Consider the following 16,420-nt stretch of genomic DNA (forward strand, 5'->3'; position numbering starts at 1 on the left):
TTCAGTTAATATGGAAAAAAAAGGTGAGGTAAACTATTTTACCTCACCTTTTATTAATTTTTGATGTTGATTAGATATCATCTGCATCTAAGACATCATTACCTCCTGCTGGATTATATGATTTTTTCTTCTTGAGTGAGTTCTTCCCCCCAAAGTTAAAGGAGAGGGAGAATCGTAATGTATCCTCAAGAGGATTGTTTCTTTTGAATGATAGAAGGTAGGCAAAATCTAGTGTTACGACTTGATATTTAATACCTAAACCTAATTGCATATATTGTCTATCACCTTTATCTGGATGCTCGTAGAAATAACCCATTCTAGCTGCAAACATATCGTTATACCAATATTCTGCACCCACACTCCACATAAATTCTTTCATTTTTTCTGAGAATCCACCTGGAGCTTTTGTCAAACCATTAAACATCCCTTCAAGAATACCTACTGATCTAAAGTCATAAGTTGAATCAGGTGTAGGCACCAACAATTTGTTCACATCTACGCCAAAGGTCAATTTATTGTAAGCATCAAGATCTAATGTCAATGATGTACCTAGCTTTAAGTTAGTAGGTAAAAAATCTTCTTGTGAACTAGCACTATAATTCATCTTAGTACCAATATTTGATACATTCCATCCCCAAGCAAAAACACCTGAATATTGTCCAATTTGAACATCAGGATTTCTAAAGTAACCAGAGATATCAGCGGCAAAGCCATGTGCTGGTTTACTATCTACATTACCACCTGATAATGATCCAGCTAGATTACTGTAGATATAACGTGCTGAAACGGCCATACTATAGCGGTCAGATAATTGCATCGCAAAATGACCATCAAAAGAATATTCTCTTGGATTGAATAGTTGTAATGTATTACCATTGTCATCAGTAAACTGAATACTTCCTAAATCAAAGTAACGCATACTGAATCCAACAGTCTGACGCTTATTCAAACGTTTATAAGCTGAAAGATAACTTAAAGACATATCGCCAACAATCTTTTGTAGCCAAGGATTGTAAGACAATGATGCACCCCAATCATCTTCGATGAAAGCATATTTTGAAGGGTTCCAATGTGATGATGAAACATCTGGCGAAGTCGCCACACCCATATCACCCATTGCTGCACCTCTTGCTTCAGGTGAAATATTTAAAAAGGGTACCGCGGTAATAATAGGATTACTATTAGCATTACCACCATTAATAATATTACTTGGTGGGTTTCCACTACCACCACTCTGTGCTTTTACTTCTACTACAAAAAATGATAAGAGTATTAAAAAAGCAAATGAATTCTTCAGATTGAACATAACTAAATGCTGATCGTATTAAAGTCGAAAAAAATAGCTGCGATGAGCCAAACTAATTATGTGTAATTGTTTTTTATAGGCAGTTGCTCTAAATCTATTTATTTAAAGATAAGTAATCTATTTAAATAAAAGTCATTATTTGATTAAATAACTACTATTCTGATAGTTTTTACTGATTGTAGTCCCAATATAGGACTTTCTATGATGAGTTGTATTACATAAATCCCTTTATTTAAGTTCAATGAAGATTTCACATCATCATATTGTATTTGAATGATATCATCTGATACTTCGTATTCTAAATCGCTCTTAAGAACAACTTTACCAGACATATCCACAATATTCGATTGAATCTTTAGATATTTTCCACCTAAATTATGTTTAAAAGATAAAGTAAATTGATTATTTACAGGATTAGGATAAGCTTTTAACTCCTCCACTTCTATTTCATTAATGTTACTTACATAGAAACGTATCGTTTTTGATGATCTATTATTCAATACATCCCAAACAACTAACTCTAAAGTATGCTCACCTTCTTCTAGGTTATTAACAGGAAAAACTAAAGAATATGTATTTTCTTGACCTGACACAGGCATGATGTAATCATTTACAACCCAACTAGTATCACCTTCATCCAAAATCAATGTCGCATCATGTCCAACTCCAATACCAGATATATTAATACCGGATTCATCTTCTAATTCAGCATGAAAATAAAGATCTGGATAGGTATTTACAGTTGAAGGATCTCCATTTAAAGAAATTGATATTTCAGGTGGGTTATTGTCCTGAACAGGGTTATCTGAAGAACCACCAATTAAAATATTCATTTCTCCACCAATTGCCTCTTCATTATCATTTGCTTTGGCATAAAGACTAAACTTTGCATTCCCAATATTATACCTAATATCTAACGGTACTACAAAATCAATTTCGAATTCACCATTTACAACATCAGCAACCCCTCTAAAAAGTTGATATTTTCTTTCCTGGTATTCAAATACAGTTTCAGGTCCATCATTTCCTAATGTCGATGATGTTATTGGTTTTTCTAACAATGTTAAAAATACCTCTCCATTAAATCCGGTATTTCTAGTATTATCATTAACTATCTCCCCTCTTAAACGAATTCTATCTAAAGCTTTAATTGTATCAGAACTTGATAATAGTTCATCATTCAAATGAGTAATTTTTGTTTCAGTTTTAGGAATGAATAATCTCATTGATGGGTCTCCAAGCAAGGCGAAATTACGATTTCTTGTACCTCTTAAACTATTATTCTTAGTTAACTTAAATACATCTCCTAATCGAGGATAATTACCATCGGCATCTTTCACAAAAATTTGTTCATAAAATGCTTTATTAATTACAAGATTACTTGATGCAAACACTGGTCTTGTGGTAGTCATCAAAGCAATTGCTCCTCCTTTAGAATTAAATAAAAGTTGCTCAGCACCTGATTCATAATTAGGATTATCGTACCTACCGTATTCACATGTCGCTGTAAAAAATAATGGCAAATGATGATAATTAGTCAAATTATTCGCTAATTCTAAATCCATTATTGTTTCATCTGCCCATCTTGAAATAGAACCATGACCACTGTAATTGATAATCATCGCCCCATCATCATTTATTGTCTTATAAACAAGATCGTAAGTTTCAGGAGCTATTGCACCTGTAGGGGAAGTTTCTTTCTGAAGGTTATCAATATATATTCTCTTAGAATTAAACTCTTTAAAAGTTTCTTCTACATAAACAGCCAATTCATTTGCATCAGACTGGTGGTTATTGTTATCACCATCATCTGCAACAAAAACAATATCTTTTTTCCATTGTTGTCGATTAGCTGTAGTGGTATCGTAACTTATCAGTTTATTTAATAGTAATTGAGCTTGTTCTACATTTCTAGCGGGTAATCTACCAATTCCTATTTCTAAATCATATTCATCTGCAGTTCCTTCAATATCTTCAGTCCAATAACCTTCATGATCATCAAAGAAACCAAAATAGTCTTCAGATGAAAAGGTTTGAGTTCTATGTAAAATATTTCTTGACTCATATACAGGCACTTGACTAGAATTCTCGAATTGACTCCCTTTATAATCATATGATCCCTGACCGAATAACAATAAATACTTTAGTTCTTGATTATTCTTCTCATATAAATATTTAGCAAAGTCTCTAATAGCACTCACATCTTGTCTTCCAGAAGAAAATTCGTTGTAAACTTGATCTATGGTGACTACGGAAACAGATAAATTATCATGTGACTCTCTATGAGATTTTAATTGATTTGCTTGTGTTAAATATTGTGGAGCAGTAATAATCAAAAGGTTAGGTACACTAATACCTCTTAAATTTTGATTCGGTATTTTTTCTAAATATGTAGGCGATAAAACATTTGAGCTATTAAATGCAACCACCTCAAAATAACTTTTTGATCTTAATAAGTTATTTCTATCATTAACTTTAGGCAATACATAGATATCTTGGGTATTTGAAATGTCCCAAATTTCTAAATTACTACTATTTTTAATCGCAGCTACATCTCTAGAGTCATTATCAAAAAATCCATGAAGTGAATATCCACCACTTTTTTCCACTAAAGTTCTGCTGATATTTAAAGTAATGTAATCTAGATACCCTTCAGAATCAGATAAAGGTTTGCTAAATGAAATATCAAACGTGATATTACCTCCAATCGAATTAACAGAATAAGGATCAAATAAGGAGTTGACCATATGACCTTGATTCCCGTATCTATATGAATTGAATTCAGGAGCAGCTGGCACTTCTAATTCTCCTCTATTAATATTATTCGTTTGAATACTAAATGTACTTACTTCTCTGGATTTCCCCATTACCCCTATTTGAAATCTTATCAGCGAAGCAGTAGATTGTGGTATAACAGGAATACTAATACTTTTTGATGTTGTTGTTGTAAAATTTTCCCCAAAGAAAAAACGTCCAGAAGCATCATTTAAAGCTGTTCTTATGTCTTCTTCAAAGTGAATACTCTCAATTAATTGATCAAAGTTTTGAGAATTACTTCCAGAAACATTTCGATTTTGTATCCTTTTGGGTGAACCTTGACTTTTAACTACTAAAAAGTAATTATTGGTAGCTGAATACAAGTTCAACTCTTTATTAACAAACTCTTCATCAGAATTGGTGATGGTTTTATTTGGTCCAAATCCGTAAAATAAGAAATATGAATTGCTATTTAAGTTAGTATCATTCCCCACATATTTCATAGGAACTTCTAATAATTCATCAGGTCTGTAATCAGAATTAGTTTGAGGAAGCATGCCTTCTCCAAAACCATATAAGAACAATTGGTTTGCATTTAAAGAATTAATATCAATGCCCATTTCTGACATTAATGAAGCATCTATTTTATAAATACCATCTTCGGTGATTTCTAATTTGTAAATATCTCCTTGGGATAATGGAGATTGCCCCAAAACGAAACCAATAGAAAAAAATAGAAGGATAAAAGTTGATATGTAAGATTTATTAGAAGTCATCTATGTGTTATTGATCATCACATCGTTTGTATTTTTACAAGATACAAAAAAAGCATGGTCAATTAAATAACCATGCTAATTTATCTTTTATAACTAACTAATTGTTAGTTATTTTCTTGAATCATTTCTAGGAAACGAGTAAATAAATATCTCGAATCGTTAGGTCCCGGAGAAGCTTCAGGGTGGTATTGAACTGAGAATGCGTTTTTACCAAGTACCTTGATCCCCTCAACTGTTTCATCGTTAAGGTTGATATGAGTTAACTCGATAGCATCGTTCTTTTCAATACTTTCCATGCTTACTGCAAAACCGTGGTTTTGAGAAGTCACTTCAGATCTACCAGAAACTAAGTTTTTCACAGGGTGATTTGCTCCTCTATGTCCGTGGTGCATCTTATATGTTTCAAGACCCATTGCTCTTGAAATAATCTGATGTCCTAAACAGATACCGAACAATGGTTTATCAGCATCTAAAATTTGTTTTGCTGTATCCACTGCATAATCCATAACAGATGGGTCACCAGGTCCGTTTGATAAGAAATAACCATCCGGTTTCCACTGTTTCATTTGCTCAAATGTAGTATTTGAAGGAAATACTTTACACAACATACCTCTTGATGTAAAGTTTTCAAGAATAGACTTCTTGATACCCAAATCCAATACAGCAACTTTTACAGCAGCACGAGGATCACCTACGATATAAGGTTCTTTAGTAGTTACAACCGAAGACAATTCCAAGCCTTCCATATTAGGAGTAGCATCCAATTGTTTCTTAATTACCTTAAGGTCTTCAGTTTCAGATGTAATAATAGCGTTCATCGCACCTTTCTGACGGATATGTCTTACTAAAGCACGAGTATCAATATCTGCAATACCTACTAAGTTAGCTGATTCTAAATAGTCTTGTAATGAACCCTCAGCAGTACTTCTTGAATAAACGCTTGAAAAGCTTTTTACAACAAGACCATTAATTTGAGGCTTTTTAGATTCATTCTCGTTGTGTACTGTACCGTAGTTACCGATATGTGATACAGTATTTACAATGATTTGGCCATAGTATGAAGGATCAGTATAGATCTCTTGATAACCTGTCATACTTGTGTTGAAACAAATTTCGCCTGTTGTTGTACCAATTGCTCCGATGGCTGTTCCTTTATAGGTAGTTCCATCTTGAAGCATTAAAATGGCAGTCTTCTTCTCCATTGATATTACAGTCTAGTTGAACTTAGTGCAAAAATATTAAAAATTTTGGGTATGATGATATACATGACCTAAAAAAAAGGGAAATGATTAATTAACCATTTCCCTTTATTATAATTATCGATTCACCATCTGATTATTCAGCTGATTCTTCGTTATTATTTTCTTCAGTTGCTGGTGCTTCTGGAGCAGCAGGAGCTGAAGCTTTTTTCTTTCTACGACGAGTTTTCGTCTTAGTTTCTTTAACGTTGTAGATATCGTTAAAGTCAACAAACTCGATCATTGCCATTTCAGCACCGTCACCTAAACGACGACCTGTTTTGATGATACGAGTGTAACCACCTGGACGGTTGATTACAGCATCACGAATTGCTGAGAATAACTCAGTAGTCGCGTACTTGTCACGAAGGTAAGAGAATACCACACGACGAGAGTGCATTGTATCGTTTTTCGACTTAGTTACTAATGGCTCTACGTATTTACGTAATGCTTTAGCTTTAGCAACTGTAGTGAAAACACGCTTGTGCTCGATTAAAGAACAAGCCATGTTAGCAAGCATAAGCTCTCTATGCTTCTTTTGTCTACCTAAGTGGTTGAATTTTTTACCGTGTCTCATTGTAATAATGATATTGCAACAGCCGTATTAGGAACTGCTACATGATTAATAATAATTATTGGACGGTGAACCTCCAAAAAGCCTTAGCTTTTCTTCGGCCGGTAATTAACTAACTGCCGTGTCCAAGGAACAGTTAGACATTTATGTAATTAGTGACTAATCTTCGTCAAGACGGTATTTAGTCACATCCATACCAAATGATAATTTCTTATCAGTCATCAATTGTTCTAACTCAGTAAGTGATTTCTTACCAAAGTTTCTGAACTTCATCATGTCTGAAATTTCTAAAGATGCTAAATCTCCCAAAGTTTTAACATCTGCAGCTTTCAAGCAATTGTATGCACGAACTGATAAATCAAGATCAGATAATGATGTTTTAAGAAGCTTACGCATTCTTAAGTATTCATCATCAATTTCCACTTGAGCGTCGTTTCCTCCATCATCAATAATCATATTATTGTCAGAGAACAACATGAAGTGTTGGATCAAGATATTAGCGGCGTCTTTTAAAGACTCCTCTGGCTCAACAGAACCATCAGTAATAACTTCAATCACCAATTTCTCAAAGTCAGTACGGTCGTCAACTCTAAAGTCTTCAACATGGTATCTAACATTTTTTACTGGAGTGAAGATTGCATCAATCGGAATAAAACCAACAATATCATCAGCTTCACTCTCAGCTTGTTCGTCTGCAGATAAGTATCCACGGCCGTTCATCATTGTGAACTCAACCTGAAGATTTACGCTCTCGTCTAAGTTACAAATTGTAAAATCCGGGTTAAGGACTTTATATTCTTCTGTGAACTGAGCAATATCACCCGCTTTAAATTCGCTTTTACCACTGATGTTGATGTTGATTTTTTGCGACGGATTTTCTACCTCAGCCTTAAAGCGAACTTTCTTTAAGTTTAAGATAATCTCAGTCACATCTTCTACAACGCCATCGATAGTCGAATATTCGTGAAGTACATTTGGGAATTTGATACCCACGATAGCATATCCTTCAAGCGACGAAAGTAATATACGTCTAAGAGCGTTACCAACTGTTACGCCGTATCCTTTTTCAAGAGGTTTGAATTCGAAAAGGCCTTTGAATTCATCAGCCGATTCCTTTACCAACTTGTCAGGTTTTTGAAAAGCAAGAATGGACATATAATGATTGTGGTTTTAAAAAGTTTAATAAGATCATAAGAAAAGCTTCTAAGGATGTTAAAATAACATACTTAGAAGCATTTTCCAAAGATCTATATTACTTAGAGTACAACTCGACGATAAGTTGCTCTTGAATATTTTCTGGGATCTCGTCTCTCTCTGGATTTTGAACGTATTTACCTGTCAAATCTTGAGCGTTATATTCTAACCAAGAATAAGCAGTACGTTGTTTACCAGTCGTAGCCTCTTTGATCACTTTGTTAGTTTGTGATTTAGCACGAATACCAACCACATCACCAGCTTTCAAAGTGTAAGAAGGAATGTTCACTACTTTACCGTTCACAGTAATGTGTTTGTGCGATACTAATTGTCTCGCAGCTCTACGAGTAGGAGCGAATCCTAAACGATATACTGTGTTATCAAGTCTCGCTTCTAAGAACTGTAATAAGTTCGTACCTGTGATACCTGATTTTTTCGCAGCTTTTTCGAAAATGTTACGGAACTGACGTTCTAATACACCATAAGTGTATTTCGCTTTTTGCTTTGCAGCAAGCTGGATAGCATATTCAGACTGCTTACGACGTCTGTTTTTACCATGCTGTCCCGGAGGATACGCCTTTTTCTTAAGTTCCTTGCATGCCCCGAAGATTGGATCATTAAACTTTCTAGCAATCTTCGATGTAGGCCCTGTATATCTAGCCATTTCTCTAGAATTTTAGGAGTGTCTTTAAAAATTAATTTTTTCAGGAGGTGCTAATGATCTCTGTCGTGGCTTATTACGACAGACCCTGTTAATAACACACTCATATCGAATGTTCTCTTAAAAAAGAGAAGGTCAAATCAGACTCTTCTTCTTTTCGGAGGACGACATCCGTTATGTGGTAGAGGAGTAACGTCTTTGATGATAGTTACTTCAATACCTGAATTTTGTACAGTACGGATAGCCGCTTCACGACCAGAACCCGGACCTTTTACAAAAACCTCAGCTTTACGCATACCTAAGTCGAATGCAACTTTCGCTGCATCTGATGACGCTTGTTGCGCAGCATAAGGAGTGTTTTTCTTTGAGCCTCTGAAGCCCATTTTACCAGCTGAAGACCAAGAAATCACTTGTCCTTCTTTGTTGGTGAAAGAGATGATAATGTTGTTGAAAGATGCTTTGATGTGCACTTCCCCCTCCTGAGTTACATTAACTACTCTTTTCTTAGCTTTTTCGTTTTTTCTTCTTTGAGCCATAATTCTTTTTGTTCAGCTAAACGCTATGAACTAAATTATTTCTTCTTGTTTGCAACTGTCTTACGCTTACCCTTACGAGTACGTGAGTTGTTCTTGGTATGTTGACCACGAACTGGCAAACCTCTTCTGTGACGAAGGCCTCTGTAACATCCAATATCCATCAAACGCTTGATGTTTAATTGAATTTCTGATTTTAATTCACCTTCGATTTTGTGACCTTCTGTGATAAGTTCACGAATCTTTTGTGATTCTTCGTCAGTCCAATCTTGAACTTTTTTATCCTCGCTTACTCCAGCTTCAGCAAGGATACTCGCCGCTGACGCTCTTCCAATTCCGAAGATGTATGTTAATGAAATAACACCTCTTTTGTTGTTTGGAATGTCAACACCTGCAATACGTGCCATGTTTTACTTGTGAACGGTTTTGTAAAACTTAAATTAATTCTCGCTGTTGTACTAAGAAATTATCCTTGACGTTGTTTATGTCTTGGATTCTTCTTGTTGATAATGTACAACTTGCCTTTGCGGCGGATGATCTTATCGTCCGCACTGCGTTTTTTGATAGAAGCTTTGACTTTCATTGCTCCGAATTTTTAAACGTATAAAATCCCTGATTTAATGTCAAGGCACCCGAAAGTCGCCTATCCATGCTCAGTCTATCCAAATAATTTTGAATAAATCACATGCACTAAACATACCTTCTTAATAATTAGGCAAAAATAAAGGGAATTCTCCCATTATTTTGTTACTGCGTGTTAATCTATTTGAATAACACTGAATTCAGGCCTGCAAAGATAGGTATTTTTTTTGAATTATTTATATCTATAAACAATTCTTCCTTTAGTAAGATCATATGGAGACATTTCCAAACGAACTTTGTCACCTGGGAGGATACGAATGTAGTGCATACGCATCTTACCAGAGATGTGTGCTACAACTTGATGTCCATTCTTTAGCTCCACACGGAACATTGCATTAGAAAGGGCCTCTACGATCGTACCGTCTTGGGTAATATTAGATTGTTTTGGCATTTGATATTATTTTAATTAAAATGGATATACTTCCTCGATGTACTTGAATGTTGTCAACACTTCTGTTTCACCATTAACAATAGCAACAGTGTGTTCATAATGAGCTGAAGGTTTACGATCTCTCGTACGGATTGTCCAACCATCGTTGTCTTGAGTAATTGCTCTTGTACCTAAATTAATCATAGGTTCAATTGCGATAACTAATCCATCTTTGATTTTTAATCCTCTACCTCTTTTCCCATAGTTAGGTACTTCTGGTTTTTCATGTAGGTGTCTACCTAAACCATGACCAACCAATTCTCTAACGACTCCGTAACCGTGCATTTCAGCGTGTTGTTGAACTGCAAAGCTCACATCACCAATTCTGTTATTGACTTTACAAGCATCAATTCCTTTATAAAGTGATTCCTTAGTAACCTTTAAAAGTTTCATTACTTCAGGATCCACATCACCCACTGGGTAAGTGTATGCACTATCAGAATGAAACTCATTTAAAAGTACTCCGCAATCAATAGAGATTACGTCACCACTTTTCAACTCATAATCGGAAGGGATACCGTGTACAATAACGTCATTTAATGACATGCACAAAGTGTTTGGGAACCCATTATAATTCAAGAACGAGGGGTGAGCCCCATTGTCCATGATAAAATCATGAGCGATTTTATCAATAGCACTAAGGCTTACCCCTTCATTAATATTCTTGGCGATTTCACCATGCGTTCTGCCGAGTAAATCAGCACTAACACGCATTAGTTCTATCTCTTCTTCTGTTTTGTAGTATACCATTAGACTGTTGCCACGTTTTGGCGTCCTTTGATATTCCCAGACTTCATCATTGAATCATAATTTTGCATAAGCAAGTATGATTCGATTTGCTGAAGAGTATCTAAGATAACACCCACCATGATAATAAGTGATGTACCACCATAGAATCTAGAAAAACCTGCACTAACACCCAACATACTAGCAAAAGCTGGCAAAATTGCCACAACTGCTAAATATACTGCTGAAGGTAATGTGATTCTATCTAGAATCCAGCTAATGAAGTTTGAAGTTTCCTCACCTGGTTTCACATTTGGTACAAATGCATTGTTTCTCTTTAAGTCTTCTGCCATTTGATCAGGGTTGATCGTAATCGCCGTATAGAAATACGTGAACACTAAAATTAAAATTGCAAATGTCAAATTGTAAGCTAATGATGTGAAGTCAGCAAAATTTTGCTGAATCCATCTCGCATTATCACTTTGATCTGCCCAAATGCCTGCAATCATAGAAGGAAGGAACATTAATGATTGTGCGAAAATGATAGGCATCACGTTCGCAGCATTCACTTTTAATGGAATGTAAGAACGTTGGCCAGTAGCCAAAGTACGTTTCTTACCTCCAGCACCTACTACCTGACGTGCATATTGCACAGGTACCTTACGAACAGCTGCGTTCAATAGAACAACACCCATTACAATAAAGAACAAAGTAACAAGTTCAGCAACAAATAAAATGTTTTGATCTAATTGATCTACTTCTTGATACAATGCTACAGGTAAGCCAGAAATGATACCGATCATGATTAACATGGAGATACCATTACCAATTCCTTTTTCAGTGATTTTTTCACCAAGCCACATACAGAAAATTGTACCCGCAGTCATAATTAATATGGATGCTGGGTAGAATAATGACTGTTTGATGACGATTGCCTCTGTAGGGATCGTAGAATATAAATATCCTGATCCTTGGAAGAGTGTAATCACGATCGTCAAAACACGCGTAATTTGGTTAATTCGTTTACGACCAGATTCTCCTTCCTTTTGCATACGCTGGAAGTAAGGCACTGCCATGCTCAACAATTGGATCACAATGGATGCCGAAATGTAAGGCATGATACCCAAGGCAAAAATAGAAGCTCTAGAGAATGACCCGCCTAAAAAGACGTTTAACATTCCTAGAATTCCATCTGTTTGATCTGCAAGTTCTGCAGGGTTAACGCCGGGCAGTACGATATACGATCCCAATCTGAAAATCGCTAGGAGCGCAAGAGTGAATAAAATTCTGTTTCTTAGCTCCTCGATTGAAAAAATGTTCTTCAGTGTCTTGACAAACTTGTTCATAGCTTCTTACAATGTAATCGCTTTTCCGCCTGCTTTTTCGATTGCCTCTTTAGCAGATGCAGAGAAAGCGTTCGCCGAAATCTCTACTGTTGCAGTTAGTTCGCCATTACCAAGAACTTTAACTTTGCCGTTCTTAGAAATAACTCCTAACTCCACGAATGTCTCTAACGCGAAAGTAGTAATACCTTTCTCATCAGCGATCTTTTGGATATTTTCCAAGTTGATCGGAGTATACTCTACTCTGAATGGAGATTTGAAGCCAAATTTAGGCACGCGACGTTGTAGTGGCATTTGACCTCCTTCGAAGCCAAACTTCTGGCTATAACCAGAACGCGACTTAGCACCTTTGTGACCACGTGTTGACGTGCCACCACGGCCTGAGCCTTGTCCACGACCTACGCGCTTATTTTGGCGTACTTTACCACCTTTCGCAGGACTTAGTGTATGCAGTTTCATGACTGTTTCCTAATTAATACCTTTTAAAGTACTAATGCTTTATGCAAAAGTACAAAGAAATTACAACTCTTCAACGCTGATTAGGTGATCAACTGCTTTTACCATGCCTAAAATCTGTGGATTAACATCTTTTTCGACAGTTTTGTTGATTTTTCCTAACCCTAACGCCTTGATTGTGCGTTTTTGTCTTTCAGGACGACCGATCAACGATCTAACCTGAGTAATACGGATCTTTGCCATAACTAGATTAAATATTTGATTAGCCGTTAAAAACTTTGCTTAATTTCACGCCGCGTTGCTCAGCTACCATGCGTGGATCACGCATTTTAAGTAGCGCATCAAAAGTTGCTTTAACCACGTTGTGTGGGTTAGAAGAACCTTGTGATTTCGCTAATACGTCGTGTACACCTGCTGATTCAAGAACTGCACGCATCGCACCACCTGCGATAACACCAGTACCTGCAGATGCAGGTTTGATTAGCACGCGTCCGCCACCGAATTTACCTTTTTGAGGGTGAGGAACAGTACCTTTAAGTACTGGTACCTTCATTAGGTTTTTCTTAGCGTCTTCGATGCCTTTAGTGATTGCGTCAGTTACCTCGTTGGCTTTACCCAAACCATAACCAGCAACGCCGTCACCGTTACCTACAACTACGATCGCAGAAAAGCTGAAGCGTCTACCGCCTTTTACTACCTTAGCTACACGCTTGATAGCAACAACTTTTTCTGTAAGCTCTAGATCAGCTGATTTTACTTTTGTTACGTTTTGTTTCATCTCTGACAACTCTTTAGAATTTCAAACCACCTTCTCTAGCACCTTCTGCTAACGCTTTCACTTTACCGTGGTAAAGGTAACCGTTACGGTCAAAAATAACCGTTGAAATACCAGCAGCAGTAGCTTTCTCAGCAACCTTTTTGCCTACTTCTGCAGCCAATGTAACGTTAGATGCTTTGCTTTCAGCATTGATCTCACGTGAATCAGAGGCAACAAGAGTACGGCCAGTTTGGTCGTCGATCAACTGCGCATAGATTGCAGTATTACTTTTGTATACAGAGAGTCTAGGGCGTTCAGCTGTACCTGAAATCTTCTTACGAATACCCCTTTTGATTCTCAGTCTTCTCAGATCTTTCTTAGTGGCCATACTTGTTATTTTTTACCAGCAGCTTTACCTGCTTTTCTTCTAATCTCTTCACCAACATACTTCACACCTTTACCTTTGTATGGTTCTGGCTTTCTGAATGAACGGATCTTCGCTGCAACTTGTCCAACCAATTGCTTGTCAACGCCTTCAACGTGTACTACAGGTGGTTGTCCTTTTGCAGTTTCAGCGCTCACTTTGATTTCCGCTGGAACTTGGAAAAGAATTCTGTGTGAATAACCAAGATCAAGGTCCAATAATTGACCTTGTACCGATGCTTTAAAACCGACACCTACTAACTCTAGTGATTTTTTGTATCCTTCAGATACACCAACCACCATGTTTTGAGTCAAGGCTCTATAAAGACCGTGCAAAGAGCGGTGGTCTTTATGATCTGAAGGACGTACGAAACGTACTTCTGAACCTTCTACCTCGATAGCGATGTCTTTGTTGATTTCCTGTTGCAATTCTCCTTTAGGTCCTTTTACAACGATTAAGTTGTCGTTAAGTTTTACCTCAACACCCGCTGGGATTGAAACTGGCTTTTTACCAATTCTTGACATGGTTTCTCAAATTAGGGCTTAAGGCTTCCTACTAGGGAAGCGGTCAGCCGTTATATTAAAGTATTGTACTAATATTTTATTAGTATACGTAGCAAAGTACTTCGCCACCTACATTTTGTTCACGTGCTTCTTTGTCAGTCATCACACCTTTCGAAGTTGAAAGGATTGCGATACCTAAACCATTAAGTACACGTGGCATGTTCTTAGCGCTAGCATACTTACGTAGACCTGGACGTGAAACACGTTCCAAATCAACAACCGCAGGTTGCTTAGTCACTGGATGATACTTCAATGCGATTTTAATCACACCTTGAGTGTTTACACCATCCTCGAACTTGTAGCCTTGAACGAAGCCTTTGTCATGCAGCACCTTAGTCATCTGCTTCTTAATGTTTGAAGCAGGTACTTCTACGATACGCTTGTTAGCGCTAATCGCGTTTCTAAGTCTCGTAAGGTAGTCCGCTATAGGATCTGTCATTGCCATTGCTTGCAAATATTTTTACAGCACTCTGTGCCGTAGGTTCCTAAATTAAAATTACCAGCTCGATTTTGTAACGCCTGGGATTTTACCTGCTGATGCCATTTCACGGAATGTAACACGTGAAATACCAAACTTACGCATGTAACCTTTCGGACGTCCAGTTAATTTACAACGATTGTGTAAACGAACCGGTGAAGAGTTCTTAGGAAGAGCATCAAGTCCTTCCCAGTCACCTGCTTCTTTTAACGCTTTGCGCTTCGCTGCATATTTTGCAACTAATCTTTCGCGCTTGCGCTCTCTAGCTTTTATTGCTTCTCTTGCCATAGTTTCTCGTGTTTACTATTTTTTCTTAAAAGGCATTCCAAATAATTTCAGAAGCTCATAAGCTTCCTCATCTGTATTAGCAGAGGTAGTGAACGTGATGTCCATACCTGTCACCTTCTTTACTTGATCAAGTTTGATCTCTGGGAAGATGATTTGCTCTTTTACACCTAAAGTATAGTTACCACGACCATCCAATTTATCCTTGATACCTTGGAAGTCACGCTCACGAGGAATAGCAATAGTAATCAAACGATCTAAGAATTGATACATTCTGTCACCTCTTAATGTTACGCGAGCGCCGATTGGCATATCTTCACGTAATTTGAAGTTTGAGATTGATTTCTTAGACATCGTAGGTACTGCTTTCTGACCTGCAATAGTAGATAATTCTTCTACTGCGATGTCTACAAGTTTTTTATCTGCAACTGCCTCACCAACACCTCTGTTGATGATAATTTTCTCCAATTTTGGAACTTGCATTACAGACTTGTAGCTGAAACGTTCCTTTAATGCTGGAACGATTTCCTCTTGGTATTTGTCCTTTAATCTTGTCGCTGTAGCCATTAGTCGATAAATTTTCCAGTGTTCTTAGAATATCTTTTCAACTTACCGTTTTCGTCAAGCTTACGACCTACGCGAGTAGCGTTACCCGATTCTGGGTCGATCAACTTAATGTTTGAAACGTGAATTGGTGCTTCCATTTGCTTAACACCACCTTCTGGCTTTTCAGCCGTAGGTTTAACGTGTTTAGTAACCATATTCACACCTTCAACGATGGCACGCTCCTTCTCACGGTCAACTGTAAGTACAACTCCCTCTTTGCCTTTATTTTCGCCAGAGATTATTGTTACTTTGTCGCCTTTTTTGATATGGAATTTTCTATTCATAACTCTTAGAGTACCTCAGGTGCTAACGAAACGATTTTCATAAATTGCTTCTCACGAAGCTCTCTTGCGACTGGTCCGAAGATACGAGTACCTCTTGGCTCGTCTTGCGCGTTCAATAGAACTGCTGCATTGTCTTCGAAACGAATGTAAGAACCGTCCTTTCTACGAACTTCTTTTTTAGTTCTTACAACAACCGCTCTAGATACAGTCCCTTTCTTAACATTTGAAGAAGGGATCGCTGACTTCACAGAAACGACGATTTTGTCGCCTACAGAAGCGTAACGCTTTTTTGTACCACCCAACACGCGGATACATAGTACCTCTTTTGCGCCTGAGTTATCTGCTACTGACAGTCTTGATTCCTGTTGTATCATTTTCCTATCCTAA

Annotated in this window: 22 protein-coding genes; all 22 read right to left on the reverse strand. The window is 37.0% G+C overall.

What is annotated here, in order from left to right; all coding sequences use genetic code 11:
* Positions 1-70 precede the first annotated feature (70 nt).
* A complete protein-coding gene (porV, locus tag KMW28_RS18255; protein WP_169666835.1) occupies positions 71-1,306 on the reverse strand; it encodes a type IX secretion system outer membrane channel protein PorV in 1,236 nt (411 codons plus the stop codon).
* A gap of 143 nt (positions 1,307-1,449) precedes the next feature.
* Positions 1,450-4,839 carry a type IX secretion system sortase PorU gene (gene porU / locus KMW28_RS18260; RefSeq protein WP_169666833.1) on the reverse strand — a complete coding sequence of 1,130 codons (3,390 nt, stop codon included), beginning with the start codon at positions 4,837-4,839 and terminating at the stop codon, positions 1,450-1,452.
* Between the two features lie 104 nt (positions 4,840-4,943).
* Entirely contained in the window at positions 4,944-6,041 is a 1,098-nt protein-coding gene (gene carA, locus KMW28_RS18265; protein ID WP_066212114.1) for a glutamine-hydrolyzing carbamoyl-phosphate synthase small subunit, read from the reverse strand.
* Positions 6,042-6,174: 133 nt separating this feature from the next.
* Positions 6,175-6,654, reverse strand: a complete 480-nt coding sequence (gene rplQ / locus KMW28_RS18270; protein WP_066212112.1) for a 50S ribosomal protein L17 — start codon at positions 6,652-6,654, stop codon at positions 6,175-6,177.
* Between the two features lie 156 nt (positions 6,655-6,810).
* Positions 6,811-7,806, reverse strand: a complete 996-nt coding sequence (locus KMW28_RS18275) for a DNA-directed RNA polymerase subunit alpha (RefSeq protein WP_066212111.1) — start codon at positions 7,804-7,806, stop codon at positions 6,811-6,813.
* 97 nt (positions 7,807-7,903) lie between these two features.
* On the reverse strand, positions 7,904-8,509 hold the full coding sequence (rpsD, locus tag KMW28_RS18280; protein ID WP_169666831.1) for a 30S ribosomal protein S4: 606 nt from the start codon (positions 8,507-8,509) through the stop codon (positions 7,904-7,906).
* 137 nt (positions 8,510-8,646) lie between these two features.
* Positions 8,647-9,042 carry a 30S ribosomal protein S11 gene (gene rpsK / locus KMW28_RS18285; protein ID WP_066212107.1) on the reverse strand — a complete coding sequence of 132 codons (396 nt, stop codon included), beginning with the start codon at positions 9,040-9,042 and terminating at the stop codon, positions 8,647-8,649.
* Between the two features lie 35 nt (positions 9,043-9,077).
* Positions 9,078-9,446: a 30S ribosomal protein S13 gene (rpsM, locus tag KMW28_RS18290; RefSeq protein ID WP_066212103.1), complete on the reverse strand. Its 369-nt coding sequence runs from the start codon at positions 9,444-9,446 to the stop codon at positions 9,078-9,080.
* A gap of 59 nt (positions 9,447-9,505) precedes the next feature.
* Positions 9,506-9,622, reverse strand: coding sequence for a 50S ribosomal protein L36 (gene rpmJ, locus KMW28_RS18295; protein ID WP_084005960.1), 117 nt, complete (start codon positions 9,620-9,622; stop codon positions 9,506-9,508).
* Between the two features lie 231 nt (positions 9,623-9,853).
* Complete coding sequence (gene infA, locus KMW28_RS18300; protein WP_044228392.1) at positions 9,854-10,072, reverse strand: translation initiation factor IF-1; 219 nt, start codon at positions 10,070-10,072, stop codon at positions 9,854-9,856.
* A gap of 15 nt (positions 10,073-10,087) precedes the next feature.
* On the reverse strand, positions 10,088-10,861 hold the full coding sequence (map, locus tag KMW28_RS18305) for a type I methionyl aminopeptidase (RefSeq protein ID WP_169666829.1): 774 nt from the start codon (positions 10,859-10,861) through the stop codon (positions 10,088-10,090).
* Positions 10,861-12,183 carry a preprotein translocase subunit SecY gene (gene secY / locus KMW28_RS18310; protein WP_066212099.1) on the reverse strand — a complete coding sequence of 441 codons (1,323 nt, stop codon included), beginning with the start codon at positions 12,181-12,183 and terminating at the stop codon, positions 10,861-10,863. The genes map and secY overlap by 1 nt, the downstream gene beginning before the upstream one ends.
* Before the next feature lie 6 nt (positions 12,184-12,189).
* Entirely contained in the window at positions 12,190-12,639 is a 450-nt protein-coding gene (gene rplO, locus KMW28_RS18315; protein ID WP_044228401.1) for a 50S ribosomal protein L15, read from the reverse strand.
* A 60-nt stretch (positions 12,640-12,699) separates the two neighbouring features.
* Positions 12,700-12,879: a 50S ribosomal protein L30 gene (rpmD, locus tag KMW28_RS18320; RefSeq protein ID WP_044228404.1), complete on the reverse strand. Its 180-nt coding sequence runs from the start codon at positions 12,877-12,879 to the stop codon at positions 12,700-12,702.
* A 19-nt stretch (positions 12,880-12,898) separates the two neighbouring features.
* Positions 12,899-13,414: a 30S ribosomal protein S5 gene (rpsE, locus tag KMW28_RS18325; protein WP_066212096.1), complete on the reverse strand. Its 516-nt coding sequence runs from the start codon at positions 13,412-13,414 to the stop codon at positions 12,899-12,901.
* Between the two features lie 13 nt (positions 13,415-13,427).
* Positions 13,428-13,781: a 50S ribosomal protein L18 gene (gene rplR / locus KMW28_RS18330; RefSeq protein WP_066212094.1), complete on the reverse strand. Its 354-nt coding sequence runs from the start codon at positions 13,779-13,781 to the stop codon at positions 13,428-13,430.
* A 5-nt stretch (positions 13,782-13,786) separates the two neighbouring features.
* Positions 13,787-14,341, reverse strand: coding sequence for a 50S ribosomal protein L6 (rplF, locus tag KMW28_RS18335; protein WP_066212092.1), 555 nt, complete (start codon positions 14,339-14,341; stop codon positions 13,787-13,789).
* A gap of 79 nt (positions 14,342-14,420) precedes the next feature.
* Positions 14,421-14,819, reverse strand: coding sequence for a 30S ribosomal protein S8 (gene rpsH, locus KMW28_RS18340; protein WP_066213438.1), 399 nt, complete (start codon positions 14,817-14,819; stop codon positions 14,421-14,423).
* A gap of 57 nt (positions 14,820-14,876) precedes the next feature.
* The gene (gene rpsN, locus KMW28_RS18345; RefSeq protein WP_044203093.1) at positions 14,877-15,146 is read right to left on the reverse strand and encodes a 30S ribosomal protein S14; all 270 of its coding nucleotides are present in this window, start codon (positions 15,144-15,146) and stop codon (positions 14,877-14,879) included.
* 15 nt (positions 15,147-15,161) lie between these two features.
* Complete coding sequence (gene rplE / locus KMW28_RS18350) at positions 15,162-15,710, reverse strand: 50S ribosomal protein L5 (protein WP_066212090.1); 549 nt, start codon at positions 15,708-15,710, stop codon at positions 15,162-15,164.
* Entirely contained in the window at positions 15,710-16,033 is a 324-nt protein-coding gene (gene rplX / locus KMW28_RS18355) for a 50S ribosomal protein L24 (RefSeq protein WP_066212088.1), read from the reverse strand. The genes rplE and rplX overlap by 1 nt, the downstream gene beginning before the upstream one ends.
* Before the next feature lie 5 nt (positions 16,034-16,038).
* Entirely contained in the window at positions 16,039-16,407 is a 369-nt protein-coding gene (rplN, locus tag KMW28_RS18360) for a 50S ribosomal protein L14 (protein ID WP_066212081.1), read from the reverse strand.
* Between the last annotated feature and the right edge of the window lie 13 nt (positions 16,408-16,420).

This window comes from Flammeovirga yaeyamensis (assembly GCF_018736045.1).
GTDB lineage: Bacteria > Bacteroidota > Bacteroidia > Cytophagales > Flammeovirgaceae > Flammeovirga > Flammeovirga yaeyamensis.